Annotated in this window: 19 protein-coding genes and 1 tRNA gene; 16 read left to right on the top strand and 4 right to left on the bottom strand. The window is 72.9% G+C overall.

Annotation, left to right across the window (positions count from 1 at the left end; translation table 11 throughout):
- The first annotated feature begins 41 nt into the window (after window positions 1–41).
- Complete coding sequence (locus ACIA8Q_RS10905) at window positions 42–1007, top strand: YafY family protein (protein WP_360205643.1); 966 nt, start codon at window positions 42–44, stop codon at window positions 1005–1007.
- A 46-nt stretch (window positions 1008–1053) separates the two neighbouring features.
- Here the strand turns inward: ACIA8Q_RS10905 and ACIA8Q_RS10900 are convergent, their stop codons facing one another.
- Window positions 1054–1572 (bottom strand): YbhB/YbcL family Raf kinase inhibitor-like protein, encoded by a 519-nt coding sequence (locus tag ACIA8Q_RS10900; protein WP_360205645.1) that lies wholly within the window; start codon window positions 1570–1572, stop codon window positions 1054–1056.
- Window positions 1573–1779: 207 nt separating this feature from the next.
- On the opposite strand from ACIA8Q_RS10900, the gene ACIA8Q_RS10895 reads away from it, so the two are divergent.
- Window positions 1780–2943, top strand: coding sequence for a hypothetical protein (locus ACIA8Q_RS10895; protein ID WP_360205648.1), 1164 nt, complete (start codon window positions 1780–1782; stop codon window positions 2941–2943).
- A gap of 22 nt (window positions 2944–2965) precedes the next feature.
- On the opposite strand, the gene ACIA8Q_RS10890 is transcribed toward ACIA8Q_RS10895, so the two are convergent.
- Complete coding sequence (locus ACIA8Q_RS10890; protein WP_396317013.1) at window positions 2966–4552, bottom strand: helicase HerA-like domain-containing protein; 1587 nt, start codon at window positions 4550–4552, stop codon at window positions 2966–2968.
- A 169-nt stretch (window positions 4553–4721) separates the two neighbouring features.
- Here ACIA8Q_RS10890 and ACIA8Q_RS10885 point away from each other — a divergent pair, with 169 nt between their 5' ends.
- Both ACIA8Q_RS10885 and ACIA8Q_RS10880 read left to right on the top strand, forming a co-directional pair.
- Window positions 4722–5018 carry a type II toxin-antitoxin system VapB family antitoxin gene (locus ACIA8Q_RS10885; protein ID WP_030061387.1) on the top strand — a complete coding sequence of 99 codons (297 nt, stop codon included), beginning with the start codon at window positions 4722–4724 and terminating at the stop codon, window positions 5016–5018.
- Window positions 5019–5269: 251 nt separating this feature from the next.
- Window positions 5270–5944 carry a LytR C-terminal domain-containing protein gene (locus tag ACIA8Q_RS10880; protein ID WP_396317043.1) on the top strand — a complete coding sequence of 225 codons (675 nt, stop codon included), beginning with the start codon at window positions 5270–5272 and terminating at the stop codon, window positions 5942–5944.
- Between the two features lie 76 nt (window positions 5945–6020).
- Here ACIA8Q_RS10880 and upp read toward each other — a convergent pair whose 3' ends face one another.
- On the bottom strand, window positions 6021–6656 hold the full coding sequence (gene upp / locus ACIA8Q_RS10875; RefSeq protein ID WP_360205654.1) for a uracil phosphoribosyltransferase: 636 nt from the start codon (window positions 6654–6656) through the stop codon (window positions 6021–6023).
- A gap of 162 nt (window positions 6657–6818) precedes the next feature.
- Between upp and ACIA8Q_RS10870 the strand changes: the two genes are divergently transcribed.
- From ACIA8Q_RS10870 to ACIA8Q_RS10835, 8 genes are all read left to right on the top strand, one after another.
- Window positions 6819–7055 (top strand): hypothetical protein, encoded by a 237-nt coding sequence (locus ACIA8Q_RS10870; RefSeq protein WP_360205657.1) that lies wholly within the window; start codon window positions 6819–6821, stop codon window positions 7053–7055.
- Between the two features lie 204 nt (window positions 7056–7259).
- A complete protein-coding gene (locus ACIA8Q_RS10865; protein ID WP_360205660.1) occupies window positions 7260–7820 on the top strand; it encodes a tRNA adenosine deaminase-associated protein in 561 nt (186 codons plus the stop codon).
- Window positions 7821–7864: 44 nt separating this feature from the next.
- Entirely contained in the window at window positions 7865–8374 is a 510-nt protein-coding gene (gene tadA / locus ACIA8Q_RS10860; protein ID WP_360205663.1) for a tRNA adenosine(34) deaminase TadA, read from the top strand.
- A gap of 102 nt (window positions 8375–8476) precedes the next feature.
- Window positions 8477–8563: transfer RNA gene (locus ACIA8Q_RS10855), tRNA-Ser, on the top strand.
- Between the two features lie 456 nt (window positions 8564–9019).
- Window positions 9020–9184, top strand: a complete 165-nt coding sequence (locus ACIA8Q_RS10850; RefSeq protein ID WP_188304848.1) for a hypothetical protein — start codon at window positions 9020–9022, stop codon at window positions 9182–9184.
- Window positions 9185–9323: 139 nt separating this feature from the next.
- Entirely contained in the window at window positions 9324–9617 is a 294-nt protein-coding gene (locus ACIA8Q_RS10845) for a Dabb family protein (RefSeq protein ID WP_360205666.1), read from the top strand.
- A gap of 326 nt (window positions 9618–9943) precedes the next feature.
- Complete coding sequence (locus tag ACIA8Q_RS10840; RefSeq protein WP_360205979.1) at window positions 9944–10741, top strand: RNA polymerase sigma factor SigF; 798 nt, start codon at window positions 9944–9946, stop codon at window positions 10739–10741.
- 143 nt (window positions 10742–10884) lie between these two features.
- Window positions 10885–11790 (top strand): RNA polymerase sigma factor SigF, encoded by a 906-nt coding sequence (locus ACIA8Q_RS10835; RefSeq protein ID WP_360205670.1) that lies wholly within the window; start codon window positions 10885–10887, stop codon window positions 11788–11790.
- Here ACIA8Q_RS10835 and ACIA8Q_RS10830 read toward each other — a convergent pair whose 3' ends face one another.
- Window positions 11791–12765 (bottom strand): tyrosine-protein phosphatase, encoded by a 975-nt coding sequence (locus ACIA8Q_RS10830; protein ID WP_387900625.1) that lies wholly within the window; start codon window positions 12763–12765, stop codon window positions 11791–11793.
- Window positions 12766–13179: 414 nt separating this feature from the next.
- On the opposite strand from ACIA8Q_RS10830, the gene ACIA8Q_RS10825 reads away from it, so the two are divergent.
- The 4 genes from ACIA8Q_RS10825 to ACIA8Q_RS10810 all read left to right on the top strand — a co-directional run bounded on the left by ACIA8Q_RS10825 (window position 13180) and on the right by ACIA8Q_RS10810 (window position 19822).
- Entirely contained in the window at window positions 13180–15498 is a 2319-nt protein-coding gene (locus ACIA8Q_RS10825) for a hypothetical protein (protein ID WP_360205676.1), read from the top strand.
- 115 nt (window positions 15499–15613) lie between these two features.
- Window positions 15614–17128, top strand: coding sequence for a GT4 family glycosyltransferase PelF (pelF, locus tag ACIA8Q_RS10820; protein ID WP_360205679.1), 1515 nt, complete (start codon window positions 15614–15616; stop codon window positions 17126–17128).
- A 61-nt stretch (window positions 17129–17189) separates the two neighbouring features.
- On the top strand, window positions 17190–18707 hold the full coding sequence (locus ACIA8Q_RS10815) for a hypothetical protein (RefSeq protein WP_360205682.1): 1518 nt from the start codon (window positions 17190–17192) through the stop codon (window positions 18705–18707).
- A gap of 122 nt (window positions 18708–18829) precedes the next feature.
- Complete coding sequence (locus ACIA8Q_RS10810) at window positions 18830–19822, top strand: SDR family NAD(P)-dependent oxidoreductase (RefSeq protein WP_360205685.1); 993 nt, start codon at window positions 18830–18832, stop codon at window positions 19820–19822.
- The last annotated feature ends 16 nt before the right edge of the window (window positions 19823–19838 follow it).

Genomic DNA, 19838 nt, shown 5'->3' with positions numbered 1-19838 from the left:
GTAGGTCAGGTCCTGTCCCAGTTCTCCGGCATCCTGGGGGCATGACCGACACCCCGGCACGGCTGCTGAACCTGCTGTCCCTGCTGCAGACCCCGCGCGAGTGGCCGGGCAGCGAGCTGGCCGAGCGGCTCGGCGTCAGCCCCCGGACGATCCGGCGCGACGTCGACCGGCTGCGCGAGCTGGGCTACCCGGTGCAGGCCACCATGGGCGCGGTCGGCGGCTACCGGCTGGTCGCGGGCACGGCGATGCCGCCGCTGCTGCTGGACGACGAGGAGGCGGTCGCCATCGCGGTCGGGCTGCGGGCCGCCGCCGGGCACGCCGTGGTCGGCATCGAGGAGGCCTCGGTGCGGGCCCTGGGCAAGCTGCTCCAGGTGCTGCCGGGCCGGCTGCGGCACCGGGTGGGCACGCTCAACTCCGCGACCGTACCGCTGCTCACCGGTGACGGCCCGACGGTCGATCCGGACGACCTCACCGTGCTCGCCGGCGCCGTCACCAACCGGGAGCGCCTGCGGTTCGCCTACCGCGCCGGCGACGGCGCCGAGACCAGGCGCCACGTCGAGCCGGAGCGGCTGGTCTCGGCCGGGCGCCGCTGGTACCTGGTCGGCTTCGACCTGGACCGCGACGACTGGCGGCTCTTCCGGGTCGACCGGCTCGGCGAGCCGCTCGCCACCGGCGCCCGCTTCACCCCGCGACGGCTCCCGGCCGAGGACGCCGCCGCGTACGTGGCGGCGAAGCTGCGCCGCCCGGCGCCGACCCGGACGCTGGTCGCGACGGTGCACGCCCCTGCGGGCACCGTCCGGCAGCGGTTCAACCAGGACGACGCCGTGATCCAGCCGGTCGACGGGCAGCGCTGCCGGCTGAGCGCCCGCACCGACTCCCCGGAGTGGACGGCGGTGCGGCTGCTGATGCTGGGCTGCGAGTTCGAGGTGCACGAGCCGCCGGAGCTGGTCGCCCACCTGCGCGCGCTCGCCGGCCGCGCCGCGCGGGCGGCGGGCGAGGACCGCTGACCGGCCGCCGCCCGGTGGGCCGGCGGCCGGGTTCGGTACGGCCCGCTCAGACCCCGTACTCGGCGGTGAGCAGCGCCCGGCCCAGGGTGTGGAAGGTGAGGTGGAAGCCGATCTGGGCGGCCGGGGTGTCGGCCGTGACGTCCAGCTTCTCCACGTCCAGGGCGTGCACGGCGAAGACGTAGCGGTGCGGGGCGCCGGGCGGCGGGGCCGCGCCGTCGTACCGGCTGCCGGGGAAGTCGTTGCGGCCGTGGAAGGAGGCCGCGCCGGGCAGGTCGGCGTCCGAGGAGCCGGCACCGCGCGGGAGTCCGGCGGTGTCGGCGGGCAGGCCGAGGGCGAGCCAGTGCCACCAGCCGGAGCCGGTGGGGGCGTCCGGGTCGTAGCAGGTGACGGCGATGCTCCGGGTGCCCTCCGGCAGGCCCGACCAGGCGAGCTGCGGCGAGAGGTTGCCGCCGGCGTGGACGAACTCCCGGTCCAGCGTCCCGCCTTCGGTGACGTCCTCGCTGGTCAGCGGGAAGGACGGCACCTGCGGCAGGAAGTCGTACGGCAGCGGCGGACGGACGCTCATCTGGCGGTCACCTCTCAACGGGCCTGGCACGGCCACGGGCCGGGAGCCCGGGTCGGAACGACACGGCTCACTGTAGTGCGGGCCGCCACCGGGGCGGCCGATCCCCGCCGGTGGGCCGCTGGTCCGCCCGGGTGGCCAGGTATAGACCAATTCCACCCCTGCGGATAGCGTGGTCGGCGCACCCGCCCCCTGCTCCGGAGCCGCACCGTGGAGTCGTCCGTCCTCGCCTTCGCCACCGACCTGCTCGACGAGGGGGCCGACACCTTCTTCGGCAACCTCGCCGACCGCGCCGGGGTCGGCGGCGTCACCCTCGCCTCGGTCTACCACCAGGCCCGGGACGTCTTCCCGCACAACCCGCACCGGGTGATCCGCTACCTGGAGCCGGGCGCGGCCTACTTCCGCCCCGACCCGGCGCACTGGCGCGGCCGCCGCCTCGCGCCCGTCCCGTCCACCGCGATCGGCGACCGCGACCCGTTCGCCGAGGCCGCCGCCGAGGCCCGCCGCCGGGGGATGCGGCTGCACGCCTGGACGGTGTTCTGCCACAACGACCGGCTCGGCTTCGTCCACCCGGACTGCGCCCCGGCCAACGCCTTCGGCGACCGCCACCTCACCGAGCTGTGCCCGGCCCACCCGGAGGTCCGCGCGTACGCGCTGGGCCTGGTCACCGAACTCGCCCGGTACGGCGTCGACGCCGTCCGCGCCGAGTCGCTGCACTTCCACGGGCTGCGCCACGGCTTCCACCACGAGCGCTACTTCGAGGAACTGGGCCCGGTCGCCGAGGCGCTGCTCGGCGTCTGCTTCTGCGAGCACTGCCAGGCGGCCGCCGTCCGCGCGGGCGTCCCCGCCGAGGAGGTGGCGGCAGCCGTCCGCACCGAGCTGCGCCGCCGGCTGGCCGACGAGGGCGCGGCGGCCGAGCCGGGCGCCCTGGACGAGCTCGCCGGCGGCGCGTTCGCCGCCTACGTGGACGCCTCCGCCGCCACCGTCACCGCGCTCGCCGCCGACCTGACCGGGGAGGCCCGGCGCCACGGCATGCGGCTGACCTTCATGGACGGCGCCGGCCCGGGCAGGGGCTGGCTGTCCGGCATCGACCTGCCGGCCCTCGCCGCGGCGGCCGACCGGATCGAGACGCTGGGCTACGCGCGCACCCCGGAGGCCGTCCGCGAGAAGGTCGCCGCCTTCGCCCTGCACGGCGTCCGCCCGCAGGACCTGGCGGTGATCCTGCGCCCGATGGCCGTGGACTGCGACGGCCCGGCCGACCTCGCCGCCAAGATCGCCGTCCTGCGCGAACTGGGCGTCCCGGAGGTCGAGTTCTACCACTACGGCCTGATGCGGCTCTCCTCGCTGGACCGGATCGGCGCCGCCCTGGCCTAGGGCTTGTCGTCCACCGCCACCGCTACCGGCGCCGCCGGGAGGTCCCGAACAGGCTGCGCGAGATCTCCTGCCCGAGCTGCCTCCCCGCCGAGCGCGCGAAGGACTTCACCGTCGGGTTGCTCAGCAGCGAGCCGAGCAGCCCGCCCGCGCCCGCCGGCTCCTCCTGCTCCGCCCGCCGCGCGCGCGGCGCCGGCTCCTGCTCCGCCGGCTCCCGCGGCCCGGGGGCGGGTCCCGGCTCCACCGCCGGCGGGCGGGCCGCCCGCGCCGCCAGCTTCTCGTAGGCCGACTCCCGGTCGACGGCGTCCCGGTAGCGCGCCGTCAGCGGCGAGGCGTCCACGGCGGCCTGCAGCGCACCCGCATCGATCGGCCCCATCAGCGAGCGCGGCGCCCGGAGCCTGGTCGCCGCGACCGGGGTCGGCGCGCCCTTCTCGGACAGGACGGTCACCACGGCCTCGCCGGTGCCGAGCGAGGTCAGCACCTCGCCGAGGTCGTAGGAGGACCGCGGGAAGGTGGAGACGGTGGCCTTGAGCGCCTTGGCGTCGTCCGGGGTGAAGGCGCGCAGCGCGTGCTGCACCCGGTTGCCCAGCTGGGCGAGCACGTCGGACGGGACGTCGCGCGGCGACTGGGTCACGAAGAAGATCCCCACGGCCTTCGAGCGGATCAGCCGGACGGTCTGGGTGATGGCCTCCAGGAAGGCCTTGGAGGCGCCCTTGAACAGCAGGTGCGCCTCGTCGAAGAAGAAGACCAGCTTGGGCCGGTCGAGGTCGCCGACCTCGGGCAGCTCCTGGTAGAGGTCGGCGAGCAGCCACATCAGGAAGGTGGAGAACAGCCGCGGCCGGTCCTGCACGGCGGGCAGCTCCAGCACCGACACGACGCCGCGACCGTCCGGGGCGGTGCGCAGCAGTTCCGCGGTGTCGAACTCGGGCTCGCCGAAGAACGCCCCGGCGCCCTCGTTCTCCAGCACCGTCAGCCCGCGCAGGATGACCCCGGCGGTGGCCGCCGAGAGGCCGCCGATGGTCCGCAGCTCCTCCTTGCCCCCGGGCGAGGTGAGGAAGGCGATGACGGCGGTGAGGTCCTTGAGGTCGTACAGCTCCAGGCCCTTGGCGTCGGCGTAGTGGAACACCAGGCTGAGCGAGGACTCCTGGGTCTCGTTCAGGTCCAGCACCTTGGCCAGCAGCAGCGGCCCGAAGCTGGTGACGGTGGCCCGGATCGGGATGCCCGCGCCCTGGCCGCCGAGCGAGTAGAACTCGACCGGGCAGCCCTGCGGTGTCCAGTCCTGGCCGACCTCGGCCGCGCGGGCGCCGGTGCGCTCGCTGGGCACCCCGGGCGCGGCGACGCCGGAGACGTCCCCCTTGACGTCGGCGAGGAACACCGGCACGCCCTGCTCGGAGAGCTGTTCGGCGATCAGCTGGAGGGTCTTGGTCTTCCCGGTGCCGGTGGCGCCGGCGACCAGCCCGTGCCGGTTGAGCACGCCGAGCGGGACGCGGACCTGCGCGTCCCGGTGGGCGGTGCCGTCCAGCAGCACCGCGCCGAGGTCGAGGGCGGGCCCGGTGAAGGCGTACCCGTCGGCGATCTCCCGGACGGCCGACGGGGTGGGGGCTGAGGACATCGGGGCACACTCCTGGGAGGGGCGGGGTCCGAACCCGGGGGGATTCCGGGGCGATGTTCGCGACATTTCCCATCAAACAGCCGCAATCACACGCCCGCAGCTCACACCGGAGCGCGTGGCGGCGTCGCGGCTGCTGCGCCATCCGCCGCCCAAACGGTAGGCTTTCCGTGTGATCTTCAAGCGCATCGGCAATGGGCGGCCGTACCCGGATCACGGCCGGACGAGCACCCGACAGTGGGCTGACGTCGCCCCGCGTCCGGTGCGGCTCGACCAGCTGGTGACCACCAAGGGACAACTGGACCTCGAAACCCTGCTGGCCGAGGACTCGACCTTCTACGGGGACCTCTTCGCCCACGTGGTGAAGTGGCACGGCGACCTCTACCTGGAGGACGGCCTGCACCGGGCCGTGCGCGCCGCGCTGCAGCAGCGCCAGGTGCTGCACGCCCGCGTCCTCGAGATGGAGTGACGGACCCTCGTCACGGGCCACCGGACCGCCCCCTCGCCATCCGGCGGAGGGCGGTTCGCGCGTACCCGGGTACCCCCGTTCGGGTGCCGGAGTACTCCAGATGATGATCATTTAGTACCTTCGCAGCCTGTCGGCACTAGGCTGCTGACTACGGCCGCGACCAGGGGATCCGCCCGCACCGGGGGACCACCGGACCGGCCGACCCGTCATCCCGACCCCGCCCCGGCACGAGGGGGAGACAAACCGTGAGCATGTTGACTCCCCAAGGCCTCAAGGGGAAGCAGTACCGCGTCACCGGCAACGCCTACCCGCGGCTCGGCCGGCCCCCGAAGAAGAGCCGCAAGGTGATCGCCGCGCTGGCGGCGCTGGTCGCCCTGGCCCTGATCGGCCTCGGCGGCGTGCAGCTCTACGACATCTTCAGCGGCAAGAACCGCAACGCCTCCGCGCAGGCCTGCGCGACGCCCTCCGGCAAGCCGCTGGCCGCGCCCACCCCGGGCGCCGCACCCGCCGCCTCCGGCACGCTGGCCGCCGCCCAGGGCGACCCGCACGCCATCCCGCAGCCGACCGCGGTCACGGTCAACGTCTACAACGCCACCACCAAGGCCGGGCTGGCCGGGCGGACCGCCGACGAGCTCAAGAAGCGCGGCTTCACCATCGGCAAGGTCGGCAACGCCCCGGCCGAGCTGGACAAGAAGGTGCCCGGGACCGCCCAGGTGATCGCCGGGCCCGCCGGCGCCGGCGCCGCCACCCTGCTCACCTCGCAGATCGCCGGGGCCACCGCCACCGCCGACGCCCGCACCGACGGCAGCGTCGACTTCGTGGTCGGCGACAGCTACAACGCCCTGCTGGACGAGACCCAGGCCGCCGCGGCCCTCGCCCTGGCCACCAAGCCCTCCCCCACCCCGACCGTCACCGGCAGCTGCTGACCCGGCGCCCCACGACAGCGGAGAGCCCCCCGGCACGGTGCCGGGGGGCTCTCGACGTCCAGGGGGGTGGGTCCGCTCAGCCCGCGGTGCCGTAGAGGCGGTCGCCCGCGTCGCCGAGGCCGGGGACGATGTAGCCGTTCTCGTTCAGCCGCTCGTCCAGGGCGGCGGTGACGACGGTGACCGGCAGGTCCGCCAGCTCGCGCCGCATCACCTCGACGCCCTCCGGCGCGGCCAGCAGGACCACGGCGGTGACGTCGGTGGCGCCGCGCTCGATCAGCATCCGGATCGCCGCGACCAGGGTGCCGCCGGTGGCCAGCATCGGGTCGAGCACGTAGACCTGGCGACCGGACAGGTCGTCCGGCATCCGGGTGGCGTAGGTGGAGGCCTCGAGGGTCTCCTCGTTGCGGACCATGCCGAGGAAGCCGACCTCGGCGGTCGGCAGCAGGCGGGTCATCCCGTCCAGCATGCCGAGGCCGGCCCGGAGGATCGGCACGACGAGGGGGCGCGGGTAGCTGAGGCGGGTGCCGAGCGTGACCGCCACGGGCGTGGTGATCTCCACCTCTTCGGTGCGGACGTCCCGGGTGGCCTCATAGGCGAGGAGGGTCACCAGCTCGTCGGTCAGGCGACGGAAGGTCGGCGAGTCGGTGCGCTCGTCGCGCAGGGTGGAGAGCTTGTGGGCGACCAGGGGGTGGTCGACGACGTGGAGACGCATGTACCGAGGTTAGCCCGGCGCCGGACGCCTGTACGACTCGCCGCGTCCGCCCCGGCCGCGTCGCCGGTCACCCGTCCGTGACACGCCGTGACGCACCGCGAATCTCCGGACGGAAGCACCTCCTGTGGTATCAACCGGGCCGATCTGGGAATGTCACGTCTTATGACGAGCAACCCGAACGCGGGGGGCGGCTCGACGAACGAGCCCACCGGCCGGTCGGGCGGGCGCGCCGGCCCGCCGCAGGACCCTCCGGAGACCGAGGCGGAACGCCGCAAACGGCGGGCCGTCTTCCTGCGCGAGCTCGCCGAGGCCCGCGAGCTGCGGGAGCGGGTGCAGCCCCGGCGGACCAAGGAACGGCGGATGCGCGAGGCCATGCGGATGCGAACCTTCCGGATCTGACGGGGGCTGCCGCCCGATCCGCCCCGGTTCACCGACCCCCGCCCCGCCCTTCCGACACGACCTGCAAAGACGCGCTGCCGAACACCCCCCGCGAGGGCGGGCTTTCTGTCACGATTCCGATGGGACGGTCCGAACAAGCGGACCGCCTCTGGCGCGGGGGCGGCCAGACTTCGCGTTGCCCGAACGCGCCGACAGCCGAGACCGATGATCTTGGGAGTGTCCCTGGTGGCGTACTTCGCTGCAGTGCTTGCTCGCACCGAGGACGGGTGGGATGTGAGCGAGACGGAGCTCGACGACGTCGAAACCCTCGCCGACCTGACCGACCTGGCCCGCGACTCCGCGCAGGACGACGACAGCGTCCTGGTCTTCATCGAACAGGAGGACGCCTGGTTCGCCATCGTCCGGGTGGACGGCGAGGAGGACCCGCGGATCTTCGTCTCCGACGGCGCCGCGGCCGCCCGCAGCTCCTACGGCTCCGTCCTCACCGACGAACTGGTCGACCAGGCCGGCGAGAGCGAGTTCGGTGACCTGGACGACCTGGTCGTCGAGCTGGAGGAGAGCGGGGAGGAGGACCAGGAGGAGGACGCCGACGCACCCGGCGGGGTCCCGGTCGGTCCGCTCGGCGACTCCCACCTGCTGACCGAGTTCGGCCTCCCCTCCGAGGAGCTGCTCGCCCTCAGCGGCGAGGGCGCCGTCCCGGGCGACGCCCTGGAGGAGATCGCCGAGGCCCTGGGCTGCGGCGAGGTCCTGGAGGCGGTCCGGTAGCGACCGCACCGGTGCCCTCCACCGGATGCCCGACACTGGATGCCATGCAGACCGCCCCCCGGATCGCCCCGCTCCCCGCCCCCGTCCGCCCCGACCCGGTCCGTGACCGCTGGGCGGCGCCGATGCGCCTCGCGATCGCCGAGGCCGCCCTGGCGCCGGCCACCGGGGACGTTCCGGTCGGGGCGCTCGTCCTGGGCCCGGACGGCGAGGTGATCGGGCGCGGCCACAACGAGCGCGAGGCGGTCGGCGACCCCACCGCGCACGCCGAGGTGGTCGCGATCCGGCAGGCGGCCGCAGAGGTCGGGGAGTGGCGGCTGAGCGGCTGCACGCTGGTCGTCACGCTGGAGCCCTGCACGATGTGCGCCGGGGCCATCGTGCTCTCCCGCATCGACCGGGTCGTCTACGGCGCCCTCGACGAGAAGGCCGGCGCGGCCGGCTCGCTCTTCGACGTGATGCGCGACCGCCGGCTCAACCACCGCCCCGAGGTGATCTGGGGCGTCCTCGCCGAGGAGTGCGGCGAGCAGCTGCGCGAGTTCTTCGACACCCACCGCTGACACCGCAGCCGCGCCCCCGCCGGCACCGGCCGCACCGGGCGCGCGACCCCCGCGCCGATACGGATTTCGTGACCGCGCCACCCGTCCGGTAGAGTTCCCCTCGGTAGCGTGTCCGAGCGGCCAAAGGAGCACGCCTCGAAAGCGTGTGTGGGGGCAACTCCACCGTGGGTTCGAATCCCACCGCTACCGCTGGAAAAGCCCGAAGGCCCGTCCGTTGCAGAACGGACGGGCCTTCGGCGTTCCCGCGCACCCTCGGGCGCGGAAAGGGCTCCGCACTCCGGGCCGATGACCACCAACGCCCGGAGGGTACGGAGCCTGGAGGGGGAGCGGCTCGGGGGAAACTGCCGCTCCCCCCTGCGGAGTCCCACAACCGGCGCCGCGTCGGGGGGGAAGCCGCGGCACCGGTCCCACAGCGGGGAGCTCCGGATCCACGCACCGGGAATTCCTGCCAGATCCCCGGTACGCGTTCCATCCTGCCGCCGGAGCCGCGACCGGGCACCCGGAGAAAGGCCTCACTCGCGGGGACCTTCGTCCCGTCGGGCGAACGCGTCGCACACTTGATAGCCCGTCCGGTGGATAAGCTGCTTCCGCAGGGCCGATCGGGGACCAGGACGGCGGCGGCCCACGGCAGGGAGGACGGCACCGATGGCGCAGGCGAAGAAGATCGGCATGGCCCTCCTGCTCATCTTCGTCCTCTATTCGATCATCACGTCCCCGGCCCGCTCGGCCGAGCTCGTCCAGCTGGGCTTCGAGGGCATCTCGAACGCGGCCAAGGCGGTCGGCACCTTCATGACCGGTCTGATCAAGTGAGCCCCCGGCCCTCGTGAACGGCCCGCCCGGCCGGCCTCCGCGGCCGGCGGGCGGTCAGCCCGCGGACGGCCGTCGCCGGGCCCGCGCCCACCGGCTACCGTGGGCGGGTCCCCACCCCCGTCCGCGAGGAGCGGCAATCGTGATCCGGCACCTGGTCCTGTTCAAGCTCAACGAAGGCGTCACCAAGGACGACGACCGGGCGCTCGCCGGCGCCAAGGCCTTCGAGGAGCTCGGCCCGCAGATCCCCGAGCTGCGCGAGTGGGAGTGCGGCTGGAACACCACCGAGCGCGACATCGCGTACGACTACGCGATCAACAGCCTGGTCGAGGACCGCGAGGCCCTGCAGGCGTACCTCACCCACCCGGCCCACCAGGCCGCGGCCGGGCAGTGGCGCGAGTTCGCCACCTGGGTGATCGCCGACGTCGAGGTCTGATCCCCGCCGCACCCGAGGCCCGTCCCCCGGACGGACCGCCGCGCCCCGTCCGCCCGTCGGACGGGGCGCTTGCTCTGTCCCGGAACGATCCCTGCCGCGCCCCGCCGGGGGCCCGGACGGACGGACGGCGCCGCACCAACACACCTCCACCGGGTGCTTGCCCGACCTGCGCCCGCCTTGTGATGCTATGACCGGTTTTGCCGGACATGGCGAGGTGATCAACCAGCCGCGACACCCGATCCGCAGGGCCCGTCGTTGTCGACTTAGGGAGGGGTGGCGTGTCGGTGGACGAGGTCTTGGCGGCGATCATCAGTCCGGCCGGCGAGCTGCGCCCGGAGGGCCTGCGCGGCCCCGGCGGCCGCCCCGCGGTGGACGTCCGGACACTGACCCGGGTGCTCTTCGAACGGCTCGCGGAGCTGCCCGCCGGCGCCCCCGAACGGGAGCGGGTCAGAGCCGCCCTGATCGAGGTGAACATCCCGCTGGTCCGGTACGCGGCCACCCGGTTCCGCAGCCGCAGCGAGCCGATGGAGGACGTCGTCCAGGTCGGCACCATCGGCCTGATCAACGCGATCGACCGCTTCGACCCCGGCCGCGGGGTGCAGTTCCCCACCTACGCCCTGCCGACCATCCTCGGCGAGATCAAGCGCTACTTCCGGGACAACGTGCGCACCATGCACGTCCCGCGCCGGCTGCAGGAGCTCTGGGTCCAGGTCAGCGGCGCGATGGAGGAGCTGACGGTGCTGCACGGCCGGACCCCCAAGGTCCCCGAGATCGCCGCCAGCCTGCGGATCCCCGAGGAGGACGTCCGGGCCTGCCTGGACGCCGGGCGGGCCTACAACGCGGCCTCCCTGGAGGCCGCGCAGGAGCACGAGGGCGGGCTCGCCCTGCTCGACCGGCTCGGCTACGAGGACTCCGCGCTGGCCGAGGTCGAGCACCGGGACATGGTCCGCCACCTGCTGGTCCAGCTGCCCGAGCGGGAGCGCCGGATCGTGATGCTGCGGTTCTTCGCGAACCTCACCCAGTCGCAGATCAGCACCGAGCTGGGGATGTCCCAGATGCACGTCTCGCGGCTGCTCTCGCGCATCCTGACGAGGCTTCGGACCGGCAACTCGTGGGAAGACTGAGATTGCAGCGCGTTACCCCCGCGTGACATCTCGCGACGTTCGGGTTTGCCGTGGGCCGTGTTCCGGTATGGAGGGGGAGGGCCCCGGCGGGAACCTCCGCGCGACGGCTCCCGTTCAAGTGTCAGTCACGAGGGGGTGGGTGCATGTCCGGAGAGCTGGGCACTGCGGAGATCCACGCTGGTCAGGCCAACGGTACGGCGGTCGCCGAGGACCGGATCCCGCTCCAGCGGGTCCCGTCCGCCGGGTCCCCCGGCCCGGAGACGCCGCCCGAGCCGCCGCCCGGCTCCGTCCTGGACACCCGGACGCTCTCCCGCTCGCTGTTCCTGCGGCTGGCCGCCCTGGAGCCCGGAAGCACCGAGCACGCCTACGTCCGCGACACCCTGATCGAGCTCAACCTGCCGCTGGTCCGGTACGCCTCGGCCCGCTTCCGCAGCCGCAACGAGCCGATGGAGGACATCGTCCAGGTCGGCACCATCGGCCTGATCAAGGCGATCGACCGGTTCGACCCGGAGCGCGGGGTGGAGTTCCCCACCTTCGCGATGCCCACCGTGGTCGGCGAGATCAAGCGCTTCTTCCGGGACACCAGCTGGTCGGTCCGGGTGCCCCGGCGGCTCCAGGAGCTGCGGCTGGCGCTCACCAAGGCCGGCGACGAGCTGTCCCAGCGGCTGGACCGCTCCCCCACCGTCGCCGAGCTGGCCGCCTGCCTGGGCGTCAGCGAGGAGGACGTGGTCGAGGGCCTCGCGGTGGGCAACGCCTACACCGCCAGCTCGCTCGACTCCAGCCCCGGCGAGGAGGACGGCGACGGCCCGCTGGCCGAGCGGCTCGGCTACGAGGACCTCGCCCTGGAGGGCGTCGAGTACCGGGAGTCGCTGAAGCCGCTGCTGGCCAAGCTGCCGCCGCGGGAGCGCCGGATCATCATGCTGCGGTTCTTCGGCAACCTGACCCAGTCGCAGATCGGCGAGGAGATCGGCATCTCCCAGATGCACGTCTCCCGACTGCTCACCAGGACGCTCACCCAGCTCCGCGAGGGCCTGATCAGCGAGGGCTGATCAGGGCACCGCGGGCCGGCCCCCGTCGCCGTCCAGCAGGTTGGCCCGCAGCCCGTCCAGGACGGCGTCGTCCAGGCCCAGGCCGTCCCGCCAGTACCCGTCGAAGCCGGACCAGCCGGCCCCGACCTCCTCGAAGGCCGCGGCCAGGTAGTCCGGGTCGGCCCGGAAGACCGGCAGGAGCAGCTCCGGCTCGCGCATCAGGCCGCGGGTGCCGAAGTCCTCCAGCACGCGGTCGACGACCGGGGCGGCGCGCTCGTTGGTGAGCAGGTAGTCGGCGACGACGGCCCCGCGGTCAACCCCGAGCGCGGTCAGCACGAGCGCGGCGGCCCAGCCGGTGCGGTCCTTGCCGGCCGAGCAGTGGAACAGCAGCGGCGGTCCCCCGGGGGCGGCCAGCAGCCGCAGCAGGGTCGCGAACCGCTCCCGGGCCACCGGGTCGGTGACGAACCAGCGGTAGAGGCCGGTCATCATCCCTGCCGCCCGGCCCGCGCCGAGCACGGCGCGCTGCCGGTCGGGGTCGCGGTCCGCGAGGGCGCCGCGCAGCGTCCGGTGGATGTCGAAGCCCGTCGCCAGCAGCGGCAGGTGGTGCAGGGTGACGCCGCCGGGCCCGTCGGCCTCGACGGTCAGCGCGGTGGTCGCCGGGGCGGTGGCCGGGAGCTCGGCGACCGGGAGGCCGGGCAGCCGGTCGGGGCCGGCCGCGCGGACCTCGTCCAGGCTGCGCAGGTCCACCACGCGGCGCAGGCCGAGTGCGCTCAGCGGGCCCAGATCGTCCTCGGTGACATGGTTCAGGCCATCGCTGCGCAGGGCCACGCCCGACCGCAGGAGCCGCCCGTCGGCCGTCCGGTAGCCGCCGAGGTCGCGCGCGTTGACCGCGCCGCGCAACCCGAGACTGCGCCCGACCAGCACCGTTCCGCCCGGCCCCGCCGACGTATTCCGTGCACCGCCGATTACGCCGGACTGGGTCTGCTGATCGGCCACGCGGCGCCTCCATTGCATATTCGGACTGTCACATGGCACAGCGGTGCCCGATATTGCATGAACCTGCCCAATGGGTCGGCGAGATGTGCAAGAGTGTCATCCGCGACGACGACAGTGTAGGCGCCGGGGGGCCCTGCCGAAGGCGCACGCGCAGTAACGAGGCGTAGCGGTCAGCTTCCGTTTTTTCATTCCCAATTCATTATTTGCATAGCCGGTCCAGTTCCGGTCACAATCAGCGCCTTCATGGCATCGCCATGAACGTTGGTAACAGGTTCGCTGCACTCTCGCCCAATTGGTCCCTCGTAGGCCCGACCCTCGACCAGGATGGGCGCCGGGCAGCCTGCTGCCCGCGAACAGCTACAGGGCAGGCGAGCGCCGAGCAGCGAGGCGCCTGCACCAAGGGGAGGATCAACCATGGGTCGAGCGACCCGAAGAGTTGCCGCCTGCGCGGCGGCAGTTCTGCTGGCCAGCGGCCTGCAGACCACCCTGGCCCACGGCGACACGACGCCGCCCAGGATCGACCTCACCATCCTGGTCATCGACGACGGGGGCCCCTCCGTCGCGGCCATCACCGCCGAGCTCAAGAGCCAGGGCACCCCGTACAAGGTCGTCAACCTCAACGACACCAACCGTCCCGTCATCAACTCGGCTTTCCTGAGTGACACGGTGAACGGTCAGCCCCGCGGGAAGTACCAGGGCATCGTGCTGCCCAACGAAAACCCCTTCCCCAACAGTGCCGCCGAGATGACGGCCATCGCGAGCTACGAAGCCGCATTCGGTATCCGGCAGATCGACGCGTACACGTTCGCCAGCCCTGCGGTGGGGCTGAACTACGCCGTGAATCCCGGTTACTACGGCACCCTGGACGGTTTCCAGGGCGCCACCACGGCCGCCGGCACTTCGGGCCCGTTCGGGTACCTGAAGGGCAGCGTCCCGTTCGAGGACAACGACCCGTCCGTCAGCGAGAGTTACGGCTACCTGGCCACGCCCCTGGCCAGCCTCCCCGCCGGTGCCTCGTTCGTCCCGCTGGTCGACTCCGCGATCCCGAACACCACCTCGCGCGGCTCGCTGGTCGGGGAGTACACCCACGACGGCCGCAAGGAACTGGTCGTCACCTTCGTCTACAACCAGTACCAGCAGCAGTACCGCCTGCTGGCGCGCGGCATGGTCGACTGGATCACCCAGGGCGTCCACCTCGGCTACGACCGCAACTACTTCGCGGCGCACGTGGACGACGTCTTCCTGGCCGACGACCGCTGGGACACCACCCTCAAGTGCACCCCCGGCGACGTCACCTGCCCGCCCGGCACCCCGGACACGGCCAACCCGATCCGGATGACGCAGGCGGACGCGCAGTTCCTCAAGCAGTGGCAAACCGCCAACAACTTCACCCTGGACATGGTGTTCAACGGTGGCGGCAGCGAGGACTGGAAGGCCGACCACGAGACCACGGTCGACCCCACCGCCACCCAGATGATCGCCGACCAGAACAGCTACCGGTGGGTCAACCACACCTACACCCACCCGTACCTGGGCTGCGTCCAGGACGTGTCGGTGGTGCCGTGGCGCTGCAGCAAGGACGCCGCGGGCAACACCGTCTGGACCGACCAGAACACCATCTCGACCCAGATCAAGAACAACTTCGACTGGGCCAAGACCAACGGTCTGAACGTCGACCCGCAGTCGCTCGTCACCGGTGAGCACTCCGGTCTGCTGACCGCCCCGCAGGAGACCAGCGACAACCCGTACCTGGCGCCGGCGCTGGCCGCCAACGGCATCAAGTTCACGGGTAGCGACGCGTCCCGCGAGCCCGCCCAGCGGGCCGTCGGCTCGTCCACGCTGACCGTGCCGCGGTACCCGATGAACGTCTTCTACAACGCCGGGACGGCGAAGGAGGAGGCGGACGAGTACAACTGGATCTACACCAGTGCGGCCAACGGCGGCAGCGGGATCTGCGAGAACAACGCGAACTCGACCTGCCTGCCGCACCCGCTGGACGTCAACACCGGCTACCAGTCGTACATCGTGCCGCTGGAGGCCCGGATCGACCTCGGCCACGTGCTGAGCAACGACCCGCGTCCGCACTTCATCCACCAGTCGAACCTCTCCGAGGACCGGATCCTGTACCCGGTGCTGGAGAAGGTCCTCGGCAACTACCGGGCCCTGCACGCCGACAACACCCCGATCGTCAACCTCGGCGAGAAGGAGATCGGCCAGGAGTTCCAGAAGCGCGCGGCCTGGAACGCGGCGCTGGCCGCCGGCCAGGTCACCGCGTACCGGATCGGCAACACGGTGACCGTCAACGCGCCGTCCGGCGTTCAGGTCCAGGCCACCATGCCGACGGGCACCTCCCAGAAGCTGGTCATCGGGTCGACCGCGTTCGGCTCGGCCTACGCCGGTACGCTGTCCGGCTGGGTGTCCCGCGGCACCCTGCAGAGCAGCATCACCCTGCAGCTCCCGTCGGCGCCGGCCACCCCGGCCGCCGTCTCGCCGAGTGTCGCGGCCAACTCCGTCACGGCTCCGGCCCCGGCGGACAAGAAGGTCGTCCCGCAGGGCGTCGCCACCCCCGTCCCGGTGGGTCCGAGCGACACCACCCGCACCAAGGCGAAGTCCCTGGTCCCCGGGAGCGGCGTCACGGTGCCCGGCAAGGGCGTCGCGGCCAAGGGCGGTAAGGCCACCGGGGGGGCGGCCTCGCTCGGCACCACCACCACCGGACGCTCCGGCAACCGGTAACCCGTAGCACCCGATGGCGGGGCCGGACCGGGCAACCGGCCCGGCCCCTGCCACGGCTCCCGTTCCGGCCACCCAGGCCGGACACCGACGCAAGGAACAGGAGGGGGGACAGGAGATGCGCGTCACCCTGCTCACCGAGGGGACGTATCCGCACCAGCACGGCGGCGTGAGTGTCTGGTGCGACCAGCTCGTTCAAGGCATGCCCGACGTCGACTTCGACGTCATCGCCGTCACCGGTACCGGCCACGAAGCCCTGGCCTGGGAGCTGCCCGCCAACGTGCGGTCCGTCACGACCGCACCGCTGTGGGGACCGGCCTCGGAGGCCGGACCGCCCCGCGGCAAGGAGATGCGGCGCTTCCTCAACGCGTACGAGCGCTTCCTGCACTCCATCCTCGATCCGGTCTACACCACGCACTTCGGCACCGAGCTGTACGGCTTCGCCGACCTCGCCCGGCGCGGCCTGCTCAGCCCTGCGCTGCGCAGCGAACGCGCGCTGCGCACCCTCCAGCACGTCTGGACCCGCGACTACCTGCCCACCGCCGTCTCCCGGCCCACCCTGCACGACGCCCTGAACGCGACCGACCTGCTGGAGCACGCCCTGCGGCCGCTCTCGGTCGAGCCGCCCACCGACGGCGTCGCGCACGCGGCCAGCGGCGGCCTCGCCACCCTGCCCGGGCTGATCGCCGCCCAGCAGTACGGCGTACCGTTCCTGCTCACCGAGCACGGCATCTACCTGCGCGAGCGCTACCTCGGCTACCGCACCGGCCCCTACCGGTGGCCGGTCAAGGCGCTGCTGCTCGGCTTCTACCGGATGCTCGCCGAGGAGAGCTACCGGCAGGCGGCGCTGGTCACCCCCGGCAACCGGTACAACCGGCGCTGGGAGGAGCGCGGCGGCACGCCGTCCGCGCACATCCGCACCGTCTACAACGGCGTGGACCCGACGGCCTTCCCGCCGGCCGGACCCGAACCCGAGACGCCGACCCTCAGCTGGGCCGGCCGGGTCGACCCGATCAAGGACCTGGAGACGCTGATCCGGGCCTTCGCCATCGTCCAGCGCGAGATCCCCGAGGCGCGGCTGCGGCTCTTCGGCGGAACTCCCAAGGGCGGCGAGGCCTACCGGGACGGCTGCATAGCCCTGGCCGCCGAGCTCGGCATCGCCGACTCGGTGGCGTTCGAGGGCCGCGTCGCCGACATCACCGACGCGTACGCGGCCGGCAACGTGGTCATGCTCTCCAGCATCAGCGAGGGCTTCCCGTTCACCCTGATCGAGGCGATGTCCTGCGGCCGCGCGACCGTCTCGACCGACGTCGGCGGCGTCCGCGAGGCCGTCGGGGACACCGGCCTGGTCGTCCCGCCGCGCGAGCCCGAGCCGATGGCGGCCGCCGCCATCGAGCTGCTGCGCGACGCCGAGCGGCGCGGTCGGCTCGGCGAGCAGGCCCGGCTGCGGGTCATCGAGCAGTTCACCCTCCGCCAGAACATCGACGGCTTCCGGGGCATCTACACCGAGCTCCTCGGCACCGCCCGCTGGATGCCCAACGGCGTGGTGGCCGTCACCGACGAGGCCCCCGCACCCGACTGGGACGAGCAGCTCGCCGCCGCCCACCCGGAGCCGAGCGAGGTGGGCGCGTGAACGGGCGAACCGTCGACGGGCGCGCGTGCCGCGACGCCGCCGAGCTCGCCGAGGTGACGGCATGAGCGGCCCGCTGCGGCTCGTGCCGGACGAGGGCGGCTCCGAGCGGACGATGCAGCTGCGCACCCTGCCGCTGAAGCGCCGCCGCCCGGCCGCGCCCGTCCAGCCCGAACCCGAGGAACAGCTCGACCTCTCCGCGGACCCGCTGGACGAGCTCGCCGAGCGCCTGCGCGACGTCTGCGCCGACGCCGTCCACCCGTACGAGATCGCCGCGTTCCTGGAGTCCGACGGCCTCTCCGACGAACAGGCGGCCCTGCTGTACGGCCGCCCGGACGCCTTCACCGTCGCCGAGGAGCTGTTCGAGAAGGTCCAGCGCCGCTACCCCGGCCCGAGCTCCGAGTTCGCCAACCCGTGGCGGGCCGACCCCTGGCGCTGCGTGGTGCGCGGCCTGGTGTTCGCCCTGCCCGGGCTCGGCTACCTGCTCGGCGCCAACCTGTTCGCAGCCGACCGGATGCGCTTCGGCCTGCCCTCGGGCATGCTCGCGCTCTCCGTCGCGACGCTGGTCAGCTGGGGCTTCAACCAGGCGCTGGCGCACCGGTCGTACCGCTGGCTGGGCCGGCTCCGGCGCCGGGAGGCCGCGGTCTGCCTGGCCGTCGGCGCACCGCTGGGGGCGCTGCTGGCCTCGGCGGCCGCGTACGTGGTCGGCGGCCCGCTGGGGGCGCTCTGCTTCGCCGCCGGGCAGTCCCTCTACCTGGGCGCGGCCACCGTGCTGCTGGTGCTCGGGCGGGAGAAGTTCCTGCTGCTGGCACTGGCCCCGGCCTCGGTCGGCGCTGGCGTGGTGCTCGCCGTGGACGTCCCGCAACTCGTCCGGACGGTCGTGCTGCTCGCCTCGCTGGTGCTCGCCGTCGGGCTGGCCGCGCGGGAGCTGCTGTTCTGCGTCCGCCGCGGCGAGAAGGAGGACGTCGAGCTGCGGCTGCCGGTCCGCCAGGAGGTCCCGCACCTGCTGTTCGGCCTGGCCTGCGGCGCGCTCACCCTGATCGCCGGCCTCGGCGGGACCATCCACCTGGCGGTGGAGACCGGGGCCGCGCACGGCGCGAGCGCCACCCCGACCGGACCGGCCATGATCGCGCTGACGCTCAGCCTCGGGCTCGCCGAGTGGCTGCTCTTCCGCTACCGGGCGATGGCCGTGGCCGCACTGCGCACCAGCCACACCTCCGGGCAGTTCACCCGCCGGACCGGCGGGATCCTGCTCGGCTGCCTCTTCATCTACCTCACCACCGTGGCCGCGCTGGACGCCGCCGCGACCGTGCTGTGGCCCGGCGCCCCCGCGCTCGGCGTCCCGCAGCTCGGCGCGATGCTGCTCCTCGGCGGCTCGCTCTGGCTGGCGCTGCTGCTGAACGCCTTCGGCTTCAGCTGGAGCACCGCCCTCATCTGTCTGGCCGCCGCGGGTGCCGAGAGCGCCGGGCTGCTGGCCGGGGCGGACCCGATCGTCCTGCAGCTGATCGGCTGCGGGACGGCCGCCGTCCTCCTCACCGCAATCGCCGGGCCCGCGCTCGGCCGCACCACCCAGCACCGCTGAACACCTGAACACGCGCACGCACCCGCGTGCACCGCTGAACAGCTTCACCGGAACAGCTGAACACCACCGGCCGGTCACCACGAGAGCCCGGCCTCCCCAAAGATCGAGAAAGCGAATTACGCATGAGCAGCGTCGCGGTCACCGGAGCCGAGGGATTCATCGGTTCCCACCTCGTCGAAACCCTGGTCGCCGACGGGCACCAGGTCCGCGCGATGGTCCAGTACAACTCCTTCTCGTCCTTCGGCTGGCTGGAGACCCTGTCCGAGGAGGTGCTGGACTCGGTCGAGATCGTCCTCGGCGACGTCCGGGACCCGGGCTCGGTCAACGGCCTGGTCAAGGGCACCGAGGCGGTCTACCACCTGGCCGCCCTCATCGCGATCCCGTACTCCTACCGGGCCCCGCACTCGTACGTCGACACCAACGTCACCGGCACCCTGAACGTGCTGGAGGCGGTGCGCCACCTCGAGATCCCGCGCATGGTGCACACCTCGACCAGCGAGACCTACGGCACCGCGCAGACCGTGCCGATCACCGAGGACCACCCGATCAACACCCAGTCCCCGTACGCCGCCTCCAAGGCCGGCGGGGACCGGCTGGCCGACAGCTACCACGCCAGCTTCGAGACCCCGGTCGTCACCCTGCGCCCGTTCAACACCTTCGGCCCGCGCCAGTCGATGCGCGCCGTCATCCCGACCGTGATCGCCCAGGTCGCCGCCGGCGAGACCGAGATCACCCTCGGCGACCTGCGCCCGACCCGTGACTTCACCTTCGTCAAGGACACCGCGAACGCCTTCCGCACGGTCGGCACCGCGCCCGCCGAGACGGTGGTCGGCCGGACCTTCAACGCCGGCACCGGCGGCGAGATCTCGGTCGGCGACCTGGTCACCCTGGTCGGCAAGCTGATGGGCGTCGACCTGGTGGTGAAGGAGGACGAGCAGCGCATCCGCCCGGCCAACTCCGAGGTCATGCGCCTGGTCGCGGACGCCACCCGGCTGCGCGAGGCCACCGGCTGGGCCCCGCAGTTCAGCCTGGAGCAGGGTCTGGAGCAGACCATCGAGTTCTTCCGCGACCCGTCCAACCTGGCCCGCTACAAGACCGACATCTACAACGTCTGACCGTCGTAACGATCTT

This window comes from Kitasatospora sp. NPDC051705 (assembly GCF_044453265.1).
Taxonomy (GTDB): Bacteria; Actinomycetota; Actinomycetes; order Streptomycetales; family Streptomycetaceae; genus Kitasatospora.
This window is presented reverse-complemented; position numbering and strand designations above follow the sequence as displayed.

Excerpts from the sequence above, each read along its gene's own strand:
- ACIA8Q_RS10905 (WP_360205643.1), top strand. The coding sequence starts at position 42 with ATGACCGACACCCCGGCACGGCTGCTGAACCTGCTGTCCCTGCTGCAG.
- ACIA8Q_RS10900 (WP_360205645.1), bottom strand. The coding sequence starts at position 1,572 with ATGAGCGTCCGTCCGCCGCTGCCGTACGACTTCCTGCCGCAGGTGCCG.
- ACIA8Q_RS10890 (WP_396317013.1), bottom strand. The coding sequence starts at position 4,552 with ATGTCCTCAGCCCCCACCCCGTCGGCCGTCCGGGAGATCGCCGACGGG.
- ACIA8Q_RS10880 (WP_396317043.1), top strand. The coding sequence starts at position 5,270 with ATGTTGACTCCCCAAGGCCTCAAGGGGAAGCAGTACCGCGTCACCGGC.
- upp (WP_360205654.1), bottom strand. The coding sequence starts at position 6,656 with ATGCGTCTCCACGTCGTCGACCACCCCCTGGTCGCCCACAAGCTCTCC.
- ACIA8Q_RS10870 (WP_360205657.1), top strand. The coding sequence starts at position 6,819 with ATGACGAGCAACCCGAACGCGGGGGGCGGCTCGACGAACGAGCCCACC.
- ACIA8Q_RS10865 (WP_360205660.1), top strand. The coding sequence starts at position 7,260 with ATGATCTTGGGAGTGTCCCTGGTGGCGTACTTCGCTGCAGTGCTTGCT.
- tadA (WP_360205663.1), top strand. The coding sequence starts at position 7,865 with ATGCAGACCGCCCCCCGGATCGCCCCGCTCCCCGCCCCCGTCCGCCCC.
- ACIA8Q_RS10850 (WP_188304848.1), top strand. The coding sequence starts at position 9,020 with ATGGCGCAGGCGAAGAAGATCGGCATGGCCCTCCTGCTCATCTTCGTC.
- ACIA8Q_RS10835 (WP_360205670.1), top strand. The coding sequence starts at position 10,885 with ATGTCCGGAGAGCTGGGCACTGCGGAGATCCACGCTGGTCAGGCCAAC.
- ACIA8Q_RS10825 (WP_360205676.1), top strand. The coding sequence starts at position 13,180 with ATGGGTCGAGCGACCCGAAGAGTTGCCGCCTGCGCGGCGGCAGTTCTG.
- pelF (WP_360205679.1), top strand. The coding sequence starts at position 15,614 with ATGCGCGTCACCCTGCTCACCGAGGGGACGTATCCGCACCAGCACGGC.
- ACIA8Q_RS10815 (WP_360205682.1), top strand. The coding sequence starts at position 17,190 with ATGAGCGGCCCGCTGCGGCTCGTGCCGGACGAGGGCGGCTCCGAGCGG.
- ACIA8Q_RS10810 (WP_360205685.1), top strand. The coding sequence starts at position 18,830 with ATGAGCAGCGTCGCGGTCACCGGAGCCGAGGGATTCATCGGTTCCCAC.